The following is a 19,939-nucleotide window of genomic DNA, read 5'->3' as shown; positions in this document are numbered from 1 at the left end:
TCTTGTTCCAGGCACACATACGCGATGCAAAATTGGTGCCGCCCTACCAAACTGGCAACATTGTTCCGATCGTGTTATCGATTAACTGACGACCCTGCGGATCTCGCTCTCAGAGGCATTGGCGCCCGTACAGACGACGGCAACGCGCTTGCCCGCGAAGGTGTTCGGATGTGCGTAGACCGCAGCAAGTGCGGCCGCACCGGCGCCTTCGCTCAAAGTGTGAGCGTCGTAGAGCAACGCCCGCTGCGCGAGGGTGATGTCATCGTCCGTGACGAGCAGGAAACCTCCTAGCCGTTCTCGCATGATGCCTTGAGTCAGTGCGAATCCGGCCCCGGTCGCAAGCCCTTCGACACGGGTGGTGTTCGGGCGCTCGACGCACGTGCCGGAACTCCAAGAGTCATGTGCGGCTCGTGCGGCCTCAGACTGCACTGCGAACACCTCGAGGTGCGGTGCAAGCGCACTGGCGACGAGACACGCCGCCGCCGCACCGCTGCCGCCACCGACTGGGACCACCACCGCGTCCAGATCAGGTTGTTGTTCGAAGAGTTCGACGTAGGCCGTTGCAACACCGGCGAGGATTGCCGGCTCATTGGCGGCGCTCACGAGACGCAGGCCGTCACGTTCGCTGATGAAATCGGCGTGAGCACGTGCCTCGTCGAAGTTCACACCGTGCTCGATGAGCTCGGCTCCGAGCATGCGGACAGCGTGAGCCTTGACTGGATTCGCCCCAACCGGCATGACGATCACACACCGCACGCCCGCACCCGCTGCGGCATACGCCAAGGATTGAGCATGGTTTCCGGTCGAGTAGCCGATGATGCCCCGTGCCCGCGTCGCCTCATCCAGTCCTGCCACCAGATTCAGTCCGCCGCGAACCTTGAACGCACCCGTGGGGTGCACGTTCTCGTGTTTGACGAACAATTGGCTGCACGAGCCCGCACCCAACGTCGGGTGCGATATCAGGGGCGTGGCCGGTAGATGCCGTCGGACGACCTGACTGGCACGCTCGATGTCTGCCCATACGGGTGGATGTAGCTGGTTTGATGCCGTGAGATCAGATGCCGGTGCCATGTGATTCACCCTGCCAAACACTGATTCATAGGTCCAATACGTGTTTTCGTCAAAAGCATCGAAATCTTCTATGATTTTGACATGCTCGATCTGATTCGGCTGAGGATCTTGGTCGCTGTCGCACAGGAAGGATCGGTGACGGCCGCCGCCGATTCGCTCGGTTACGCGCAACCCTCCATCAGTCATCACCTACGACAGCTCGAGTCTGAGGTCGGAGTTCCATTGTTCCAACGAGCCGGCCGCGGTCTGCGACTGACGGACGCCGGCACTGTACTGGTTCAGCGAGCCACCGAGATCCTCGGCCACGTTGATGCCGCAGTAGCCGAAGTCCAGACGTACGCAGGGCTGAGGGCCGGGCGGCTACGACTTGCCGCATTCCCGTCGGCCTTGGCAAGTGTGATTCCGCAAGCCATGGCAACGTTCACATCTCGGCACCCCGAGGTGTCCATCAGCCTCGTCGAGGCAGAACCACCCAAAGCGCTTGCACTGCTTCGCAACAACGATGTCGACGTAGCAGTCGTCTTCGCGCACGAGGACACCGCCGATGTCGGGCTCAAGAATGTCACGCAGACGACGTTGCTGGAAGATCCGTTGTACCTGATCACCTCTGCGCGGAATGTAGATGCTGCCAACGAGATCACGGACTACGCCGGTGAGACCTGGATTGCAGGCTGCCCGAGTTGCCGCGCCCACCTCCTGACCGCCTGCGGACGAGCTGGATTCGTAGCGCGGATCGAGTTCGAGACCGACGACTACGTCGCGGTCCAAGCGCTGGTCGCCTCCGGAAGCGGAGTCAGCACCCTTCCCGCCCTCGCTCTCCTGGCACATCGGAATCCGGATATCCGCGCGCACCGTATTCCCGACGAGCGACGCACCATCTCCGTCGCGACATACGGGAGACCTCCACGTGCTCCGGCGATCGACGCGTTCGTCCAAACTCTGACAGCAGTCTCGAAATCCATGCGTGAGCGCGTCGAACTGGATGGACACCCTTAGTCATGAGATCACGGCCACACGGCACTACCCAGTCGGTGATGGCCTGCCGACTACCGCGACGATCAGCGCGGCAAGTTCACCTTTAGCGTCCTCGGGTGAGAGCACTCCGATTACCGCCGAGTGCGAGAGGGCCTCTGCAGCACCGAATATCGCAGTCATCGATGATTGCGAAGGCCCGTCTGCACTGAAAGGGGTGAGCACCTCGCGACAACGCTCGGAATAGGCGCGTTCCGACTCACGCTTGACCTGCTCCAACTCGGGCGAGCCCTCCAGCGCTGCAAGTACTCCCGTCAGTTCACGACCCTGTGCCAGCGAACATCCGACATAGGAGTTGGCGATGGCATTCGCCCGCCCGCTCAGGGACTCGTCGGCGGCCTCGAGATACTCCGCGAGCATCACAGTCTGACGATCGTCGAATTCCTTGAAGAGGGCAGCCAATAGCACGGCACGCGAGGCAAAATGACTGTAGACGACCGGTTTTGCAACGCCGGCACGTTCAGCCAACCGGCCGAGAGTCAGTGCGTCTGCACCCTCCTCTCGCACCAAGGCCCACGCCACCTCCACGAGCTGTTCGTACCTGCCGGCCCGCGACAGTCTCGTACGTGCCATCGGACACCTCCTTGCGCTATATACGAATAGTAACCTACTCTTAGTACATAAGCGCACCATCTACTGAAGGAACGCTCATGACCACACTCGTCGTAGTTTCCCATTCCGATCCACACTCGCTGACCCAGCATGTCGCTCGAACTACCGCCGACGCGATCCGCAACATGGGTGGTGACGTCGACATCGCAGACCTCCACGCCGAAAATTTCGATCCCCGTTTCTCCAAAGACGATCTGAACCTGTTCCGCGGCAACGGGACTCCGCCGACTGATGTTTCAGCCGAACAGGACCGAATCGATCGTGCAGACGATCTGATTCTCGTGTTTCCGATGTACTGGTGGTCGATGCCCGCACTACTCAAAGGTTGGATCGATCGAGTCTTCGTCAGCGGATGGGCGTACGAATTCACCCCTGGAAGCGAATTCGTGAAGAAACTGGACCGACTCACCGTCCATCTGATTCCGGTCGCGGGTGACGATGCAGACAGTTTCGAACGCCACCGCGTGTACGAGGCCTTCCGAACACAGATCGAGCGCGGCATCATCGAATACTGCGGTGCCACACTGGGATCGACAACCTTCGTGCACGAATCGGATACGAAGAGCCGAGACCTCCTCGCAGCAGAAATCCGAGATCTCAGCGAAAGTATCGCGGCACGCGTCGCCTATCCTGCGACCGCGACTTCCCGTGGACGTGCAGACATCGGTCAACTGACGCGCGACACACCCGTTTCCACCCAGTAGCGAAGCGTGTCTCCCGAATGGCCGAGGTTGCGCGACAACTGATCAGCTGGGCGCACGCTGTCGAGTAGACCACCACACCCTTCGATCGCCTTACGCGAACCCGCATTGGTTTCGTCGCAGGTAATCAGGACTCGACTGAGCCCTACCGGGTCACCGGCATACGCGAGCACTTCCCGCAGAGCCGCCGACGCCAGACCTTTCCGGCGCTCCGACGGCCTGACCCCATAGCCGATATGGCCACCTACATCGGCCAAGAACTCGTTCAGGCTGTGTCGCAACTGGATAGCGCCGAGATACCTGCCGTCTCGAACGATCCACCAGTTGGTTGCCGGGACAACGTCGGGCCCCGGCACTGCCTCAGGCTGCGCCAACAACTCCTGCACCCACTGCCCGAATCCGTCGCGGGATGCGAGATCGAGGTCTAGACGTTGCGCAACGCCCAACGCCGAACCGGGCTGATCCGCCTGCGGTCCGCCCCACTCGTCACGCGACTCCAACCAGGACGCCCACATGGCCTCGTCAGGCGCAACCAAATCGACAGTCATAGCAGCGATGCTACTTCGCAACCAGCAATGGTCGAGACTTAGCCTCATTCCATCGCATAGGCACATAGTGTTCCTGTATGAGTGGACGTTTCATAGCTGGGGTCTTTGTCGCCGTCGTCAGTGTCGTTGCCGTTGCGTTGGTTTGGGCCGGCGTTCGAGACTACGAATCTTTCACTCCCCCGGTCGCGACAGCAGTCGATCGGGCAGACTGCCTGGCCCCCGATATTGCCGCCGCGCTCGTAGCCCCCGAGGCACGTGACAGCAGCATCGCCCTTCGCCCTGAGGGAAGTGGATACCCACCTCCTGATTTCAGCCCCGTCGCAGTTGTTCGATGCGAACGCGGAGAAGCGTCCGACGGCGGGTTGACCATCGACTCCATACGCCTCGAGGGAGACATCCACGCGGTAGAGGATGCGTTCCGCGAACAGTCTCGTCGATTTCCTGCCAACGTCCAGGCCGACTGTGCGTACCGTCTCGTCCCGCCGGCCGGATTGTGGTTGGTGGACGAAACAGGAGCCGCCATACGCCCTACCTGGCCGGCTGCGCCCTGCGGCCTGCAAGAGCAACCACACACAGCACTGAACCGATTGCAGGAGGTCGGCCGCGAGCAACACCTGGTCGACGGCGAAGCTGCCGACGATGCTGGAATCTGCCCGGAGTCGATCGGACAACCGTTCACGACAAGCACTGAAGCCGACAAGAAACGCATGGAAGAACACGAAGACACTCACGCGCGCCCACTGACGGAAACAGCCTTGGCTACACCGATTTCCGACGTCGGCAGACTACGGGTGTGCCGCTATTCCACCGAACCACCGCTTCCGGAGTCCCGAATCCGCTTGTCACGCCAGCAGAGTGCGGATCTGATGGGGGCTGTATCCACCGCACCACTCGCTGGCCCATGTGATCGCAACGCCCAACACATCGCTTCGATCGAAGTACTTCGTCCTGACGGATCGGGCGGCACGCGGATGGCAGTCGAACTCGACGGATGCCAACGCGTAAATCTCCTCGGACAACGTCAACTAACGCCCGGGGTCATTGCGCTGCTGTTGGAGTAATGCTGACCCGCGGCAACGGGTGTCGTCGGCCGGAGCGGTCTGTCTGGCAGCGCTCAGAATGATCACCCGCACTCGTCATGCCCAATCATCGACGGGCTTGCCACGCCGATGTCGAAGTGGTTGAGAGGAGAATTCGGAGTGGTAAATCTTAACCATCGCCCATAAGGTCCCTGGCATGGAAGACTCTCGAGCGCCAGGAACGAGCATCTCGCTTGAAACCGATCGACTGATCCTCAGGGCGCGCAGAGTGTCCGACGCCGCTGTCCTGCGGGAACTTTGGACCGAGCGCGATCCTCGTGTCCCGCCGCGCCGTCAGATCGATTCCGATGGCCGGCCCACGATCGAAGATATCGAGGACCAGATTCGCAGTAGCTCCCGCGAACTCAATCTGTTGACAGTGGAACGAAAAGTATTCGGCGATGTCATCGGCTACTGCGGACTGATTGACACTGTGCGTGGATCCGACGGAGAGCCTGAACTGGCATTTGAGTTTCTTCGTAGGACATGGAGTCAGGGATACGCGACCGAGGCCTCCTGGGCCGTCCTCCATTGGGCACAGTCATCGGGATATCGACGTCTTTGGGCTACAGTCCGCGACTGGAACGGAGCGTCTCGTCGAGTGATGGCAAAACTCGAGTTCGTCGAGACCGCCCGTGTGGAAGCGGACGAAATCCACGGCGACCTGCTGTTCACGACCAAAGAACTGTGACTACAGTCCGAGAATCACAGGTCTCGAATCGACGTGACGACAACTGGCCTCACCGGCTTGGGAGCCGCACCGCAACTCGGTGGACGCGGCGCAAGTTCGGAGACCGCCGTCTCCACCACCCACCGCCGGCCGTCCGCATGTGCGACGACGCACGTACCGTCACCCGCCTGCTCTACGACAGCCAAGTCGTCGATTCCACAGCTGATTTGTTGTCGCACAGCAATTTCCGAAACCTGCCCCGCAGGAGGCCAGCAACTCCGTCCACGCAGGCCTGGCAGATGGACCTGATCTCGCGAAGCCACCTCCACGGCCGTGACACTCTCACCAGCGGACAGACGACCGTATGTATTGCCGCTCGGCAGCAAGATCATCGACGGCGCAAATCGGTGCCCTCCGGTATGAGAACACTCCCACACCTGGGGTCCGAAGGACGACATCAACGCTGCCGCAATCGGTCTGCCGAACACAGCGCAGCACTGGTCGCGCTTGCCGTGAGCGCAGACCAATACGACAGGCTCGGTCACCTGCTCGCCCAATCCTGGCGGCGGCCCATCCAGCAGGGAGAAATCGACGTCGAGTAGATCCATCGGTGAATCGATGCGCAACCTTTCGCACCATGAGTCGCTCGGATCGGAGCGCGCAAGCAGGACGGTGTGTCCATCAGTCAACGGATCGGTGCGGCCGGGTCGACGGATGAACATGATACGTACATCGGCAGCGTCGGCTCGTCGACTGAGCTCGGCGGCAAGCTCCTCCCCCAAGGCTGTTCCGTCCAGCACGTCACGACCCCACGCTGCGTTGAATTCGAGGCACACCCAACCCCGCACGACGGCAGCACTGCCTGCCAGCGGTTCGTCAACAGCAGACAACGCGGAACAGGTCTCGGCTTCGATCACGAGCCCTATTGTGTCAGCCACGTTGAAAGTCGATCAGCCGTCCCAGTCAGCTCAGTAGAACTTCTTGCCCTCGGCAAGCTGGTTCACGAACTTCTCGATCCGCCGGGTTCGCGTCTCCGGACGCTTTGCCTCCTGCAGTCGGTACGCGATGGTGAACCGGTTGGTGGAATTGAGCGTCGCGTAGAACTCGCGAGCCTTCGGGTTTTCTGCAAGAGCATCGAGAAAGTCCTTCGGCACCTCGGCCTTGGCTGCTCCCTCGTACGCGCGATCCCAGCGGCCGTCTGCCTTGGCCTTCTCGATCTCGGCGATGCCGGATGGCTCGAGTAATCCTGCAGCATCAAGACGGGTGACTATCTCGACGTTGCGTTTGGACCACGGACTCCGCGCAGTGCGGCGCGAAAACTTCTGCACGAAAAAATCGTCGTCGATTCGCCGGGACAGGCTGTCGATCCAGCCGAAGCACAGCGCCACGTCCAATGCTTGGTCGTAGTCGATCGAACTGTGTGACGAGTTCTTCTTGGCCATCTTGAGCCAGAGCCCGGGGACTGCCTCATGGTTCTCGGACAGCCATCGACGGAACTCTTCTCCGTCAGAGAAGTATTCGGTACCGAGTTCGACTGCCATCAGTGCTCCTCATTTTCGCGATACCCATACTCTGACAAAACCCTGCGACAAATATCCGAGAGTTCCAAGTGCGAGCACCCATTTGCCAATACTGACCGTCGAAACGGCGCGAACCCTCGAGTCGGTGATGCTGTCGCGGTGATCGAGGAAATGGAGTCCGACCACGTTCTCGACGTAGTCGCCGGCCGCTGACAGCACGGGCGCTACGGCCAGCGCGCGCCGAGTTGAGGGCGACAGGGGCACCCGCTCGCCGAGCCGCGTGCCTGCTGACCGCAAAGCCATCGCGTAGATCGCGGGATGAACGAAGTCCGGGTAGTAGTGACTACGAAATCGCGACGTGGCCTCCGCATCCATGGAGTCCAAGATTTCGATGTACCGACGAGCGGAAAATGCTGTCTGCACGTCCAAGACCTTGGGAGCCGCCGGCCCGAGTAAGCGAGCAATATTCGCTTGTGAGACAACAAAAGCGGTGGTCCACAGTGCCATTGCCTTCGCAGATCCAGTTGGTGCCATGTCGTCGATCATTTCACTATTGGATCGACGCCGATGACAAGTGCAACCAATTTGTCGATGTCGATACGAGGCTCGGTGTTCTGGGAAACCGCTGCCAGCCGGATCGGCGAAGCTATTGCCGTGAGAACAGTATCGGGATCAGTGCCGTCTGAAATCTCGCCGCGTTCGATCCCGCGGTCGATCATTACCGCTGCCGCATCGAATCGAGCCCGCCAGAACTGTGCGCGCGCAGCCAAGATTTCCGCGTCGTCGGTAGGCATCACGCCCGTGCGGGCCAGTGCCAATCCGGTATCTGTCGCGAGCCAATCCTGGAGGCGTCGAGCAAAAGCTCGAAGATCGCCGAAGAGTGTCCCAGTGTCAGGTATCGGCAAACCTGTATCGGTGAACTCGCGAAGAGCATCCACGACCAGCAAGTCGACCGTCGCCCATCTGCGGTAAATCGACGTCGGATGAACGTCCGCTTCGACCGCTATGGCGGCAATCGTCACCGACTGCGGTCCTAGTTCAGCAACCTTCCGCACAGTCGCTTCGATCACGGCCGTTCGGACCGCCCGACCCCTTTGCTTCATGACCTCATTGTGCCAACCGTGACACCCAGTCATATCGCAATAAGAACTTGCGATATGTTCGAATGTGAGCAATCCCTTACCAGCGAGGTGGCGATTTACATGATCATGTTCTTCGAAGTTCTATTCGTTCTCGCGTCGGTCGCGATGACATGGTTTGCCATATACGTCATTTACCGCCTGATCCGGGACGACTGACAATGACGTCGTCTCGGATCTGATCACCGACGAGTGAGGTTGCAAGAAAGCGGGCATCCCGTATCGATCATCGGTCCGATAGCGGGGAGCGCGCATGTCGCCCAAGTCCAACCCGACTGTTCTGTTCATCCACGGACTCTGGATGCACCCGACCACGTGGGATCCCTGGGCGCAGCTTTTCAATGCGCAGGGGTACGCCACGATGGCACCCGGATGGCCAGGGGATGCGTCGACGGAGGGTGAGACGCGCGAACATCCGGAGGACATCGCGGGACACGGCATCGAGGACGTGACGGATCATTACGCAAAGGTGATCGCAGATCTCGACGAACCACCGATCGTGATCGGGCACTCGTTCGGAGGCTTGATCGCCCAGAAACTGCTGGGCCAGGAGTTGGCGACTGCGGCAATTGCCATCGACCCCGCTCAGCCCAAAGGTGTGTTGAAACTTCCTCTCGTTCAACTGGGCAGCGTGTTCCCTGTCCTGTCCAACCCCGGCAACTACCGGAAGGCCTACTCACACAACAGAAAATCGTTCCACAAATCCTTCGCCAGCGCCGTGTCCAGGGACGAGTCCGACGCCTTGTTCGAACAGTATGCAATTCCCGCCCCCGGACGGCCGTTGTTCGAGGCAGCACTCGCCAACTTCGCGCCCCACAGCCCCGCTGCAGTGGATTTCAACGCCCGCCGCGGGCCACTGCTGATGATCGGCGGCGGTAAGGATCGCACGGTACCGAAAGCCAGTTCGGACAGCTCGTTCAAGAAGTACGCCAAGGCGCCGACGGTCAACGAATACAAGGTCTTCGGCGATCGGGGTCACTCACTGACCATCGACCACGGCTGGCGTGAGATCGCCGACTACAGCCTGGCCTGGCTCGACAAGCAGGGTATGAACCCACCACAGGGAAAGCACGAGAGCCAGTCCTAGCCGAATGCTTGAAAACGACGACGGTACACCTGCGGCGAGATTCGGAGATGCGTCGAAAATGCTCGACGCAAGGATTCCGAGCTGCCGAATCCCGCCAACTGCGCGGCATCGGTCACCGAGTGGCCGGCATCGAGAAGCGCCTTCGCGGAATCGAAACGGATCAACTCGACGTATTTGGCCGGCGTCGTATCAAGCTCCTCGCGAAAGAGCCTCGTCAGGTGCCGCGGGCTCAGGTGCGCCAGGGCAGCCAGTTCGTCGACCGAGTACTCCCCCGCCGGATCCGCTGCCACCGCATCGACCACTGCGCGAAGAGCCGGCACTCGTGGCCGCGGCCCGCTCAGCGACGGCGAGAACTGTGACTGCCCACCTGGACGCTGGAGAAAGACCACCAGAAGCTGCGCGACGCGTCGAGCCATTTCTGCACCATGATCACGCTCGAGCAATGCGAGCGCGAGGTCGATCCCGGCGGTCACGCCCGCAGACGAGAACACCGTGCCGTCCTCGATGAAGATGGCGTCGGGAACCACCGTGATCTGCGGATAGGCACGCGCCAACGTCGCCGTGTGCTGCCAATGCGTGGTTGCGCGGCGTCCGTCGAGCAATCCACTCGCTGCAAGGATGAATGTTCCGGTACAAATCGAGGCAACCCGATCCGACCGCCCTGCCAGGTCGCTCGCCGCCTCACGCAGTTCCGGACTCACCGGCGTGGACGGGAACACGTCACCACCCATGACCAGCAACGTGTCGAAGGAACCGGAATCTACGACGTCACAGTCGACCGGAATGCGCATCCCGGTCGACGAGTCGACATCGTGCCCACCTACCGAACAGATCACCAACTCGTAGTTCGCCCCGCCGCGATTGGCCTCTGCGAACACCTCGCTCGGACCTGCGACGTCGAGCAGTTTGACGCCGTCGAACACCAGGACGGCAACTCGATGCCCTGCGGTCACGATGCGCTCTCCTTCGTCCTGATCTGTGGACAGTATGGCCGAGATCAGGGTGCGACCGCGTGCGTGCTCGACCGACACTGGGATGGACCGAGAATTCGCAGCAGCGACGAGCAGAGCAGGTACCGATGAACACGATCATTGCCGGTGTGAAAATCCCCGATTCGAAGATGGCTGCCGACGCCACCGACCTGGTACGAGATACGGCATCCGAGTTACTGTTTCACCACTCGCGACGCGTCTTCCTCTTCGGATCACTTCAAGGAACGCGTCTGGGTCTGCACGCCGACCCCGAGTTGCTCTACGTCGGTGCCATGTTCCACGACCTGGGTCTCACCGAGAAATTCCGGGACAGTACGTCACGATTCGAATTGGACGGAGCAGACGAAGCGCGACAGTTCCTCACCGGCTACGGAGTCGACGAAACCGACATCCGCACAGTGTGGGAGAGCATCGCTCTGCACACGACGCCAGAGGTACCCTCGCGGCTGGAGCCCGAAATCGCCTTGGTGACAGCGGGTGTGGAGACCGACGTACTCGGAATCGGGTACAAGGAACTCGACCAGACCGACATCGACGCCGTCACCGCGGCCCACCCCCGTCCGGATTTCAAGAATCAGATTCTGAAAGCCTTCACCGACGGCTTCAAGCACCGCCCCGAGAGCACGTTCGGAACGGTCAACGGTGACGTGCTCGAGCATTTCGTACCGGGATTTCGGCACATCGATTTTGTCGAGGTCATCCAGAACTCGGCTTGGCCCCAATAGAATTCGAGTTCAGCCGGCTGCCTCACTCATCGCAGCGGCATCTTCTTCCCCGAACTTTTCCTCGAGAGTCTCCGGGGAATAGTCGAGGTCGATCTCGGCGACGTCGCGCCCGCGCGCGGACTCGATCGCCGAAAGTCGGCGTTGCGCACGGTCTGCGGCGTACTCGAGGAACTCCTGGTTGTCCAAACCGAACGGCTGCACCTCGAATTGATCGTTGACCCAGTTGATCATTCCCAGTGCCATGGGCATGAGTTCGCCCATCCGCTGCTGGACGACGTCCCAGTTGTGATCGTCGGCGGCGACGTGCCTGCGGCAGGTGAACGTTCCCCACGCCATGTGCCGTCGTTCGTCGTCGCCGATCTTTCGCACCAATTGCTGCATCCCCGGCAGAATCCCGCGTGTCGCACAGACTTTCTGCCAGGCGTAGTAGCCCGTCAACGCCAGGCTGCCCTCGATGACGTGGTTGTACGTGACGCTGGCACGCACCTGGTTGACCGGGCTGGGGTCTGTCTCCAGAATGCGTAGCGACGACGGCAACTCCTCGTAGAACAGTTGCCGGTAGTACGGATTCTCGGCGACGTAGGAATGCAGGTCACTGGTCAGACCCACTTCGTCCATCCACAGCCGAAAGACCTGGGTGTGCTTGGCTTCCTCGAAACAGAACTGCGTCAAGTACATCTCGTCGCCGAATCGCCCCTCGGTCGACATCGCTTTCATGAACGGTTGAATGTCTTCGGTGACGGCTTCTTCACCGGCGATGAACTGCGCACACAAGAAGGTGGCGCTGCGCTGTTGTTCGCTGGTCAGCTCCTGCCAGTCACGGGCATCCTGCGAAAAATCGAGGTCGGTTGGGTTCCAGAATTTGGCATTTCCCTTGGTGAACAATCGGAGTGGGAACGAATCCCAGTTCAACCCTCCCGACCGAAGAGAACTGAAACCTTCTCGCCCCGGCGAGGTGACAGTCATGACATTCCTTCTTCCCGAACCGAAGACAGATGCTCCACCAGCATGCCCGCAGAACTGAAACGTGAATCAGTTTTGACGAAATTCGATCTATTCCTTCAGAGAAACGCCCTTCGTCTCCATCACTGCGAAGAGCTTGGCATTCATCTGTGCCGCCAGATCCGGCCGATACGAGCCGATGTTGAGCGGATTGGCGAGATTGTTCAGTTCCAAGGGGTCGGCTTGTAAGTCGTACAGTTCGTATTGCGGCGCAGCAACTCCCGCAGGATCGAAGTACATCGTGTACTTCCATCGGCTCTCCCGGATGCAGCGGATGTGATTGGGCTGCGTGACGATGTTCTGACCGTCGGGCGTCGCACAGTTCTGATCGTCGTAGGTGAACAGAATCGTGTCCTGAACCTGCGCGCTGGGACCTTGTGGGTAGGCGGCGGCGTCGACGATGACCGGTGTCAGATCGGTACCCAGGAAGTTCCACGATTCACGCGCCGGCACTTGGGCGAGCGTGGCGAGAGTGGGCATCACGTCGATCAACGATGCCAGGGCGTCGGTCCGAACAGGTTCGGGGAACAGCAGGGGATTGCTGATGACCAGTGGAACGCGCAGTGTTTCCTCGTAGGCGTTGAACACCTTCTGCCGCAAACCTCCGTGGCTCATCCCCATCTCCCCGTGGTCGGACATGCGAACGATCACCGTGTCGTCGAGCATCTGCGGAGTGGCTTCGATCGCGTCGAGCACGCTGCCGATGTGCTCGTCGACCACCTTGTGCATGTAGGCGTAGAAGTTGATGTAGTTGCGCGCCTGATCGGGCCCGAGCAGCGGTCCGAGTCCGGCTGCGAGCAGCAATTCCGACTGAACCTGCGCTGTCGGTTTGTGATTGAGTGCCAGGATCTCGTCGAAGGTGGGTGGTAAGTCGATACCTTGCTCGAAGGCGCCGGGCGCGTCCGATCCATAGTTGTCGCACGTTCCGTTCATCGCATTCCAAGTCTGGGGGTACGCGAGTACGTCGTGTGGATTCACGAACGAGACGATCAGCGCCCAAGGCTGCCCGGAGGTGACGGCAGGTCCGGAGAGGAAATCGACTGCCTCCTCGGCAACACGGCGATCATGGTCTGCGCAGCCGCCACCGAAGTGGTCCGGATTGGTGTCCTGACCCGCGTCGGGGGGAATCCACCCTTCGAAGCCGAATCCCGCTACATCGTTACTTGTCGGATCACCACCCTCGACGCCTTTGCTCAGATGCCACTTCCCCCGGTACTGAACGTTGTAGCCCGCCGACGCCAGCAGTTTTGCCATGTTCTGTTCGGAGACCTGCAACTGTGGCTCGGTGGGTGAGACAGTGCCGCCTTCGGTGAGGGTTCTGGTGACCCCGTGCTGCGCGGGATAGAGGCCGGTGAAGAACGTACTGCGACTGGGCGAGCACATCGCGGTATTGCACACTGCCTGGTCGAACGTCAGCCCGTGATCGGCAATCCTCTTGCGGTTGGGCAGATTCTGATCAGCCCAGCCTTGCGGCCAGTACATCGGCCGGCGCTCCTGATCGGTGATGATGACAACGATGTTGGGTTTCTGCGGAAACCGATCGGCGGGCGCTGCTTTCACCGGCGCCGCGCTCGCCGCGCCGGTTGCGACGTCTGCCACTCCGGCGAGGACAAGAGCACCGACGCCACCGAGGAACGTCCGGCGCGGCAATGAATGACAAAGCGGGGCTGGAACGTTCTCTGGGTTCACGGGCGTCGTCCTCTCGGAGCCGTTGTGGCCCCAGAGTTGACCGAATCAGTGTTCGCTACACATGCGCGAGCAAACTGTCTGGGCGCTGATCAGCTCGATAACCCGATCCGCACAGCGCAGCGGATCCGGAGTCCGGCCGATGCCGAGGGTGTCGACTATCGAAATCGTCCTTCGCACGTCGGACTCCTCGACGCCCCACGACCAACCGAAGTCGTGATTCCAGAGCAGAACTGCGGTCTTCCCCGGATGGTTTCTGGCATGAACGGGAAGGACGATCACCGCATCCATGCTCGGCGCCTGTGGCCATCGGACAGTCTCGCCGTGAACCGATCGTGCTACCGCGTCGACGTATTCGTGTGCGGACCAGTCGTTGCCGTTGGTATGCATGGAAGTACATTCGGTGCCACACACGTTTCGGATGGGTACGCGGCGGGACCGATCGGATATTGCGCTTTCAGGAAATGAACGGCAACACAACGGATTCGAATTGGCGATGACCGTCGCGGTGGACACTGTGTCCGGTACGGAACGAGACCAACTCGCAGCGTGCGACGGTGGCTGCAACAGCGTCGAGGCGAACGGGGTCCACCATCCCGCCCAGACCTCCACGCAGGAACAACATGTCAGCCTCGATGAGCGGCAACCGATCCCACCACTGCGGATCCGGTCGGCGGAACTGCTCGAGCGCGGATCGCGTCATCGAGCGATCGAACGTCAGCGCCGCGCGCGGATGCCGCACCAAACTTGTTGTGGCGTGCCACAGTTCTGGCACACTCGGCAATTTCCTCGCGAACACCTGTTCCGGGTCACCTGCGCGTAGTGGCAACGGCGCTTCCTCGATGACCAACTTCCGCACCGCCGTGGGGCGTTTCTGAGCGATCAACGACGCCGCGTGCCCGCCGAGCGAATGACCGACCAGATCCACCTGGTCGAGTTCGAGATGATCACACACGTCCATGACGTCGTCGGCGAACTCGTCGAAGAGATACGACGACGCCCGAGCGCTCCGTCCGTGGCCCCGAAGATCGACCGAGACAACTCGTCGGTTGCGCGATCGCAAGGTCCGCGCGAACTTGTCCCAGGTACCGCTGTCGCCGCCCATCCCGTGCACGAGGATTACCGGAGGCAGATCGGCGACACCGGGATGCGAACCGGAATCGCGGTAGCTGATCTGGACCCCGCCGGCACTTCGTACGTTAGCGACACTCACGAGTTCCCAGGATAGACCTGTCCTCGTGAAATGCTGACGCGGTCGGCCGAGGCGGCAACTCCCCTGGCCGCGTGACCTCGTCGTAGCGACCGAGCCCTATCCTCGCGATGTTGCGCAGCGACTCGCTTGGGTCTGCGAAGTATCCGCAATGCCCTCGAATGGAACCGGTGCCGAAAACAAAGGCTCCGTGCTGCGCCCGTACTGGAGACGGACCGTGCCCGAGGCGACCGATCTTCACGCGCGGGAAATACCGGATCCAGTCCGAGGGCCCCAGAGCAGCCCAGAGATTTCCGGCAAAGCACAGGTCTTCGCGAGAACTGGTCCCCATGCCCGGACTCCCGAGCACCACACAATCGTCTACTCGCGCCGACGGGAGGGCGAGTCCGCACACCACGGCCCCGTAGCTGTGTCCGACGAGCGTCACATGCGCCGAACGCGGCAGGATGCGAGTCAATCGCGCCAGATCGATCGCACCACGTTCTGCGAGTGTCCGCGAGAACGACTCGAGAAATCCCCACGGCGTCCGATAACCGACCCACACGATCACCGCGACGTGGTCGTTCCGCCCGAGCGTTCGGAGCATCCTTCCCAGTGTCCATCCGCTCGCGCGTGGTCCGGTCGGACGGTTCTCGTCGAAGTAGTTTCCCAGTCCGTTGTCGTTACCCGGGACGAAGATGACGATGTGCTCGGCTGTGGCGACATCGCCGAACACCTCCACGATCCGGCCTTCGCCGGACTCGTCGTACGCCAGAAGTTGTGCGTCGTGCAGTTCCGTCAGCGCGTAGTGAAGTCGATCGGTTCCGGAAACTTCAGCTCGGCCCGCCGTTTTCATGACACTCCTCGTGAAGAGTTACAACGACGAGAATCATTGCAACAGTGAGTTTTCGAATGTCGTCAACGCTAGGATCCGAACGTCGGCATGGCGATGGTGCCAACGCCCCTACTGTTCGTACAGCCGACTCGACCATGGCCGGTACAGCTGGCTATACCTGTGAGCTCATTCGTACACACCCTCCACCGACCATCCACCGCCTTCACAGATCATCAGCAACGCCCGCGATTCCTCCAGCAGAACCTGAGCCCGCGCCGCCGTGCGTGCCGAAGCTGCGTCCCACCATCGCTCGTCCACCGGCCAGGGCCCGGCCCATCCCTGCACTGCCCATTCCTTACTCCCCCACTTCAGCCTTCCCGGCTGCGAACTGAAGACACCGCGCTCGGTGACGTACACGGCGTTGCCGGCCGCATCCCCCAGCCACACCTTGGGATTGTCGACGAAGATCGACCCCGGAGACGGTTGCGGCAGACGACCCGGCCACGGGGCTGTCGGATCGTGAGCAGCTACCCGCTCGTCACCCAAGGGCAACAAGGTAATTCGCTCCGAGGGCCCTCGCCCACCGCTCAGGACACCGACCTGAACCGATTCGCCGCCCAGAAGACCTTGCACACGCACCAATGCTCGCCTGGCTCGTTCCTCCTCGTCGCCGACACCGCCCCACAGCCCCAACTGCAAGGCACCGGCACTGACCACCTCCACCGGTTCCAGACGCAACACAGCTATACCTGCGGTCGGCCGGGTCTCACTGCGCCCGGTGAGCCAGCCGTCCAGTTGCCATCGCACTCGATCGGCCGTTCCCTCCGGCGTCAGAGGTTCGGCGCAACGCCAAGTCCGAGAAAGATTTTCACCGTTACCCGTGCTGGCCGAAATCGACAGACGGGTGCACGCCACTGCGGCGGCGGACAGCTTGTCATGCAGCAGACTTGCCAACGCGCGCCCGGCAAACGCTGCGGCATCCACCCGCTCGATCGACGGATCGTAATGCTGCTCCACCTCCAGATCCGGCGGAAGCGTCCGCGCCGACGGTGGCCGCTCGGGTTCACCACGCGCCGCACGATGCGCGAGCACCGCATCAGCGCCGAAACGCGAAGCGACGTCCACAGCCGGTAAATCCGCGAAAGCACCGATGGTCCTGATCCCGAGCCTGCGCAGCAGATCCACCAACTCTCCGCGATGCGGTGCAGACAGGCTGGGCTCGGCCGCCAACTCCGGCATGGGTAGCGGCGCCAGAAACCGTGCTCCCTCCCCCGGCGGCACCAGCGCTGCCCGGCGCGCGGCAATGACCGCGGTGGACAGTTGATCCGCCACCCCCACCTGGCTCTCGACGCCCGCAGCAGATGCCTGATCCACCAATCGTTCCGCCGCGGCTTCCTCCGAACCGAAGTACCGACTGACACCTCGTGCGCTGAGCACCAACAAACCAGGACGGAGTACCTCGACGCCCGGTGCCACCGCATCGATGGCCGCGGCCACCGGCTCGAACAATCTGGCGTCGCGTTCCGGATCTGCCGTCGCCACATACAGTTCCGGGCAGCGGGCCTGCGACTCGCGTCGTCGTAGGCCTCGGCGAACACCCTCCGCACGAGCCGTCGCCGAACATGCGATCACACGGTTACCCGAGGTGACCGCGACGGGATGTGTTGCCGGAAGATCGGCAAGTGCTGCCGCTGCCACCGCCGGCCAATCCGGGCACCACAACGCCAGAACTCTGCTCACAGTGACACCACCTGCTCCGACATCACATCCTGCGACATCACACCCTCTACCGGCCGAGAAGGTACCCACTCGACCCGCCCGGCTGAACTGCAGATGTCCAGACGCGTGGTCCGGGGCTGGAACGAGCGCCCCCGAGCACGAACCGCGAGGCTCAGGGAATTGAGCCGACCACGCCCCAACTCTCGGCCCTGACCGAACCCACCGTAACCATGAACCCGAGCGTCCAAGCGAACCTCAGCACCGTCCCAGTGACCTTCGGTGACAACAAGAGTCGAGCCCTTGCTTCGAGCGCGTGCCACTACCGCCCGAGCACGCGACGGGGATACCGATGCACCCGCCAATCCCAGAATCACCAGATCCATACCGTCGAGCAGCACAGCGGCAATCTCGACCGGATCCGGCCCTGGCGCCGGAACGAGTGCCAGACGTTCCAGTTGCGCACCCATCTCGTACGCCGCCAGCAATCCCAGTCGAGGCTGCCCGATGACTGCCACATGCCCTCCGGACGCCGTCACCGACGCGACCAATCCCAAAAGCAAGGATGCCGCGCCGTCGACGGACACCACGGTTCCGCGTACCAAACCACCCTGCGGCAACAATGCCCCGATACCTTCCGGCACCGGGAGAACACCAGCCTTGTGCGCGCGGTCCACGACCGGCCTGTCCCTGTCCGCAACACTCTCGGACGCTGCTGCACTTGTCTCGGAAACACCAGCGACGGACACACCAGCCACCGACACGCTCGGTCCAGAGAACGACGTATCGCCCCGAGAGGGAATGGACGCGATCTGTCGGCGGAGCTGCGCCAGCCGATCCTGACGGGACAATCCCGCCGCATCTGCCGACAGCTCCACCAACTCGGTCACCTCGGTCATCCCCATCCTCCGGAACACCGGAAAAACTCACTCGGCAGCAATCCATAACCAGCCGGCAAACCGCGGGGAAGTCGGGTCTGACATGCATCCAACGAACAGCAATTTCGAACATATTTTCGAACTGTTTTCAGTAAACCGTGTCACCCCCGACACGTCAAGCAGAGCAAAAATCCCAGTTCACAGGAGCCTCGAGCGTCACAGTGGCATCAATCCATTAACCTTGAGATGTGACAGCTCAGGAGCAGACCGGGAGGGGCATCGGGCCCGAATACCTGCTGGCGGGGCGGTACCGACTCCGCTCCAAGATCGGCGACGGAGGGATGGGCGCCGTCTGGCTGGCCCGCGACACCCTCCTCAGCCGTGACGTCGCGGTGAAACAAGTCACAAGCACGGAAGGCCTCGACACCGAAACGGCCGAAGAGGTCCGCGAACGTACATTGCGCGAGGGCAGGAACGCCGCAAAGCTCACCCATCCCCACTCCATCGCCATGTACGACGTCGCGATCGAGTCCGGCGAACCGTGGTTGGTCATGGAGTACTTCCCGGCCCGCAGCCTCGCTCAGGCCATGAACCTGGCCGACACGTTGCCACCGCTCGAGGTCGCGCAGATCGGCGCACAGATCGCTGCGGCACTCACCGAAGCGCACGCCGCCGGCATCGTCCACCGCGACATCAAGCCAGGCAACATCCTGATCGCAGATCGAGGCAAGTCCCTCGGCACCGTCAAGATCAGTGACTTCGGCATCGCCCGCGCAAAGAGCGACGTGTCCGACTCCCAGGACGAGGTCATCACCGGCACTCCCGCGTACTTCGCACCCGAAGTTGCCCGCGGCGATGATCCCACCGAGGCCAGTGACGTCTTCTCACTCGGGTCGACGCTCTACACCGTGATCGAGGGTCAACCGCCCTTCGGCATCGACTCCGACGCCATCGCCCTCCTGCACCGGGTCGCCAAGGCCGAGATCTACCGCCCCACCAAGTCCGGACCGTTCACCGACGTTCTTCTTCAGCTCCTCGAGCCCGACCCCACCCGCCGGCCGACGATGGCTCAGGCACGCGACGCACTCGCCGCTGCCGCGACAGGCGGCGGCACGATCGAGCAGTTGATCGACGCTCCCGTCTACTCGTCCGAGGGTGCCGTACCGGCCTGGGCGCACCGGACCACACAACTCGCCGACCCACACCGTCGCAATCGCCTGACCGGCTCCACGATCACCGGACTTCCTGCAGTGCAACAGAACACGCCTTTGCGAAACGTTCCCAGTCCGATGGACATGTTCTCCTGGCCGCCGCGGATACCGACCGGCCCCGCCGATGCCAGCACCCGAGACAAGGTAGTGGCCTGGGCTCCCCTCGCCATGACCGGCATGGTTGCCGTCATCATCCTGGCCGCACTGATCGTCGTCATTCTGGTGTTCACTGTCTGACCGGTGTTC

22 protein-coding genes are annotated in these 19,939 nt (G+C 61.7%); 7 read left to right on the top strand and 15 right to left on the bottom strand.

Translation table 11 applies throughout. The features are described 5' to 3' along the window. Positions 1 to 81: 81 nt before the first annotated feature. Entirely contained in the window at positions 82 to 1,071 is a 990-nt protein-coding gene (locus G8767_RS18020; protein ID WP_166810942.1) for a pyridoxal-phosphate dependent enzyme, read from the bottom strand. A gap of 81 nt (positions 1,072 to 1,152) precedes the next feature. On the opposite strand from G8767_RS18020, the gene G8767_RS18015 reads away from it, so the two are divergent. Then, positions 1,153 to 2,067 carry a LysR family transcriptional regulator gene (locus tag G8767_RS18015; RefSeq protein ID WP_166810940.1) on the top strand — a complete coding sequence of 305 codons (915 nt, stop codon included), beginning with the start codon at positions 1,153 to 1,155 and terminating at the stop codon, positions 2,065 to 2,067. A gap of 24 nt (positions 2,068 to 2,091) precedes the next feature. On the opposite strand, the gene G8767_RS18010 is transcribed toward G8767_RS18015, so the two are convergent. Beyond that, entirely contained in the window at positions 2,092 to 2,676 is a 585-nt protein-coding gene (locus G8767_RS18010) for a TetR/AcrR family transcriptional regulator (RefSeq protein WP_166810938.1), read from the bottom strand. A gap of 77 nt (positions 2,677 to 2,753) precedes the next feature. On the opposite strand from G8767_RS18010, the gene G8767_RS18005 reads away from it, so the two are divergent. After that, a complete protein-coding gene (locus G8767_RS18005; RefSeq protein ID WP_166810936.1) occupies positions 2,754 to 3,419 on the top strand; it encodes an NAD(P)H-dependent oxidoreductase in 666 nt (221 codons plus the stop codon). Here G8767_RS18005 and G8767_RS18000 read toward each other — a convergent pair. After that, the gene (locus G8767_RS18000; protein WP_095968955.1) at positions 3,383 to 3,964 is read right to left on the bottom strand and encodes a GNAT family N-acetyltransferase; all 582 of its coding nucleotides are present in this window, start codon (positions 3,962 to 3,964) and stop codon (positions 3,383 to 3,385) included. The genes G8767_RS18005 and G8767_RS18000 overlap by 37 nt on opposite strands. A 77-nt stretch (positions 3,965 to 4,041) precedes the next feature. Here G8767_RS18000 and G8767_RS17995 point away from each other — a divergent pair, with 77 nt between their 5' ends. Further along, positions 4,042 to 5,025, top strand: coding sequence for a hypothetical protein (locus G8767_RS17995; RefSeq protein ID WP_166810934.1), 984 nt, complete (start codon positions 4,042 to 4,044; stop codon positions 5,023 to 5,025). Positions 5,026 to 5,200: 175 nt separating this feature from the next. Beyond that, a complete protein-coding gene (locus G8767_RS17990; RefSeq protein ID WP_166810932.1) occupies positions 5,201 to 5,734 on the top strand; it encodes a GNAT family N-acetyltransferase in 534 nt (177 codons plus the stop codon). A 14-nt stretch (positions 5,735 to 5,748) separates the two neighbouring features. Here the strand turns inward: G8767_RS17990 and G8767_RS17985 are convergent, their stop codons facing one another. From G8767_RS17985 to G8767_RS17970, 4 genes are read right to left on the bottom strand one after another with little or no spacing between them, the layout of a single operon-like run. Next, positions 5,749 to 6,639 carry a sucrase ferredoxin gene (locus G8767_RS17985; RefSeq protein ID WP_166811091.1) on the bottom strand — a complete coding sequence of 297 codons (891 nt, stop codon included), beginning with the start codon at positions 6,637 to 6,639 and terminating at the stop codon, positions 5,749 to 5,751. A gap of 42 nt (positions 6,640 to 6,681) precedes the next feature. After that, complete coding sequence (locus tag G8767_RS17980) at positions 6,682 to 7,254, bottom strand: YdeI/OmpD-associated family protein (protein WP_166810930.1); 573 nt, start codon at positions 7,252 to 7,254, stop codon at positions 6,682 to 6,684. Positions 7,255 to 7,263: 9 nt separating this feature from the next. Then, entirely contained in the window at positions 7,264 to 7,767 is a 504-nt protein-coding gene (locus G8767_RS17975; protein ID WP_166810928.1) for a hypothetical protein, read from the bottom strand. An 8-nt stretch (positions 7,768 to 7,775) separates the two neighbouring features. Continuing rightward, positions 7,776 to 8,336 carry a TetR-like C-terminal domain-containing protein gene (locus G8767_RS17970; RefSeq protein ID WP_166810926.1) on the bottom strand — a complete coding sequence of 187 codons (561 nt, stop codon included), beginning with the start codon at positions 8,334 to 8,336 and terminating at the stop codon, positions 7,776 to 7,778. Between the two features lie 289 nt (positions 8,337 to 8,625). On the opposite strand from G8767_RS17970, the gene G8767_RS17965 reads away from it, so the two are divergent. After that, positions 8,626 to 9,459, top strand: coding sequence for an alpha/beta fold hydrolase (locus G8767_RS17965; protein ID WP_166810924.1), 834 nt, complete (start codon positions 8,626 to 8,628; stop codon positions 9,457 to 9,459). Here the strand turns inward: G8767_RS17965 and G8767_RS17960 are convergent. Then, positions 9,456 to 10,412 (bottom strand): GlxA family transcriptional regulator, encoded by a 957-nt coding sequence (locus G8767_RS17960; protein WP_166810922.1) that lies wholly within the window; start codon positions 10,410 to 10,412, stop codon positions 9,456 to 9,458. The genes G8767_RS17965 and G8767_RS17960 overlap by 4 nt on opposite strands. Positions 10,413 to 10,537: 125 nt before the next feature. Between G8767_RS17960 and G8767_RS17955 the strand changes: the two genes are divergently transcribed. Then, on the top strand, positions 10,538 to 11,176 hold the full coding sequence (locus G8767_RS17955; RefSeq protein ID WP_206029500.1) for an HD domain-containing protein: 639 nt from the start codon (positions 10,538 to 10,540) through the stop codon (positions 11,174 to 11,176). 9 nt (positions 11,177 to 11,185) lie between these two features. Here G8767_RS17955 and G8767_RS17950 read toward each other — a convergent pair whose 3' ends face one another. From G8767_RS17950 to G8767_RS17920, 7 genes are all read right to left on the bottom strand, one after another. After that, positions 11,186 to 12,142: a R2-like ligand-binding oxidase gene (locus G8767_RS17950; RefSeq protein ID WP_095968950.1), complete on the bottom strand. Its 957-nt coding sequence runs from the start codon at positions 12,140 to 12,142 to the stop codon at positions 11,186 to 11,188. A gap of 87 nt (positions 12,143 to 12,229) precedes the next feature. Next, positions 12,230 to 13,867 (bottom strand): sulfatase-like hydrolase/transferase, encoded by a 1,638-nt coding sequence (locus tag G8767_RS17945; protein WP_166810920.1) that lies wholly within the window; start codon positions 13,865 to 13,867, stop codon positions 12,230 to 12,232. A 45-nt stretch (positions 13,868 to 13,912) separates the two neighbouring features. Continuing rightward, complete coding sequence (locus G8767_RS17940) at positions 13,913 to 14,254, bottom strand: DUF6292 family protein (RefSeq protein WP_095968948.1); 342 nt, start codon at positions 14,252 to 14,254, stop codon at positions 13,913 to 13,915. A 67-nt stretch (positions 14,255 to 14,321) separates the two neighbouring features. Then, on the bottom strand, positions 14,322 to 15,077 hold the full coding sequence (locus G8767_RS17935) for an alpha/beta hydrolase (RefSeq protein ID WP_166810918.1): 756 nt from the start codon (positions 15,075 to 15,077) through the stop codon (positions 14,322 to 14,324). Further along, complete coding sequence (locus G8767_RS17930) at positions 15,064 to 15,909, bottom strand: alpha/beta hydrolase (RefSeq protein WP_166810916.1); 846 nt, start codon at positions 15,907 to 15,909, stop codon at positions 15,064 to 15,066. Before G8767_RS17930 ends, G8767_RS17935 begins: the two co-directional genes overlap by 14 nt. 165 nt (positions 15,910 to 16,074) lie before the next feature. Then, positions 16,075 to 17,628: a DNA polymerase Y family protein gene (locus G8767_RS17925; protein WP_095968945.1), complete on the bottom strand. Its 1,554-nt coding sequence runs from the start codon at positions 17,626 to 17,628 to the stop codon at positions 16,075 to 16,077. Continuing rightward, positions 17,625 to 18,503 carry a hypothetical protein gene (locus G8767_RS17920; protein ID WP_166810914.1) on the bottom strand — a complete coding sequence of 293 codons (879 nt, stop codon included), beginning with the start codon at positions 18,501 to 18,503 and terminating at the stop codon, positions 17,625 to 17,627. The genes G8767_RS17925 and G8767_RS17920 overlap by 4 nt, the downstream gene beginning before the upstream one ends. 227 nt (positions 18,504 to 18,730) lie before the next feature. Between G8767_RS17920 and G8767_RS17915 the strand changes: the two genes are divergently transcribed. Beyond that, positions 18,731 to 19,930: a serine/threonine-protein kinase gene (locus G8767_RS17915; RefSeq protein ID WP_166810912.1), complete on the top strand. Its 1,200-nt coding sequence runs from the start codon at positions 18,731 to 18,733 to the stop codon at positions 19,928 to 19,930. The last annotated feature ends 9 nt before the right edge of the window (positions 19,931 to 19,939 follow it).

The organism is Rhodococcus sp. IC4_135 (assembly GCF_011602025.1).
Taxonomy (GTDB): domain Bacteria; phylum Actinomycetota; class Actinomycetes; order Mycobacteriales; family Mycobacteriaceae; genus Rhodococcus_F; species Rhodococcus_F baikonurensis.
The sequence above is the reverse complement of the archived record's forward strand: the minus strand, read 5'-3'. Positions and strand labels throughout refer to the sequence as shown.

Excerpts from the sequence above, each read along its gene's own strand:
- G8767_RS17930 (WP_166810916.1), bottom strand. The coding sequence starts at position 15,909 with ATGAAAACGGCGGGCCGAGCTGAAGTTTCCGGAACCGATCGACTTCAC.
- G8767_RS17920 (WP_166810914.1), bottom strand. The coding sequence starts at position 18,503 with ATGACCGAGGTGACCGAGTTGGTGGAGCTGTCGGCAGATGCGGCGGGA.
- G8767_RS17955 (WP_206029500.1), top strand. The coding sequence starts at position 10,538 with ATGAACACGATCATTGCCGGTGTGAAAATCCCCGATTCGAAGATGGCT.
- G8767_RS17950 (WP_095968950.1), bottom strand. The coding sequence starts at position 12,142 with ATGACTGTCACCTCGCCGGGGCGAGAAGGTTTCAGTTCTCTTCGGTCG.
- G8767_RS17970 (WP_166810926.1), bottom strand. The coding sequence starts at position 8,336 with ATGAAGCAAAGGGGTCGGGCGGTCCGAACGGCCGTGATCGAAGCGACT.
- G8767_RS17995 (WP_166810934.1), top strand. The coding sequence starts at position 4,042 with ATGAGTGGACGTTTCATAGCTGGGGTCTTTGTCGCCGTCGTCAGTGTC.
- G8767_RS18005 (WP_166810936.1), top strand. The coding sequence starts at position 2,754 with ATGACCACACTCGTCGTAGTTTCCCATTCCGATCCACACTCGCTGACC.
- G8767_RS18010 (WP_166810938.1), bottom strand. The coding sequence starts at position 2,676 with ATGGCACGTACGAGACTGTCGCGGGCCGGCAGGTACGAACAGCTCGTG.
- G8767_RS18020 (WP_166810942.1), bottom strand. The coding sequence starts at position 1,071 with ATGGCACCGGCATCTGATCTCACGGCATCAAACCAGCTACATCCACCC.
- G8767_RS17980 (WP_166810930.1), bottom strand. The coding sequence starts at position 7,254 with ATGGCAGTCGAACTCGGTACCGAATACTTCTCTGACGGAGAAGAGTTC.
- G8767_RS18015 (WP_166810940.1), top strand. The coding sequence starts at position 1,153 with ATGCTCGATCTGATTCGGCTGAGGATCTTGGTCGCTGTCGCACAGGAA.
- G8767_RS17990 (WP_166810932.1), top strand. The coding sequence starts at position 5,201 with ATGGAAGACTCTCGAGCGCCAGGAACGAGCATCTCGCTTGAAACCGAT.
- G8767_RS17965 (WP_166810924.1), top strand. The coding sequence starts at position 8,626 with ATGTCGCCCAAGTCCAACCCGACTGTTCTGTTCATCCACGGACTCTGG.
- G8767_RS18000 (WP_095968955.1), bottom strand. The coding sequence starts at position 3,964 with ATGACTGTCGATTTGGTTGCGCCTGACGAGGCCATGTGGGCGTCCTGG.
- G8767_RS17940 (WP_095968948.1), bottom strand. The coding sequence starts at position 14,254 with ATGCATACCAACGGCAACGACTGGTCCGCACACGAATACGTCGACGCG.
- G8767_RS17975 (WP_166810928.1), bottom strand. The coding sequence starts at position 7,767 with ATGGCACCAACTGGATCTGCGAAGGCAATGGCACTGTGGACCACCGCT.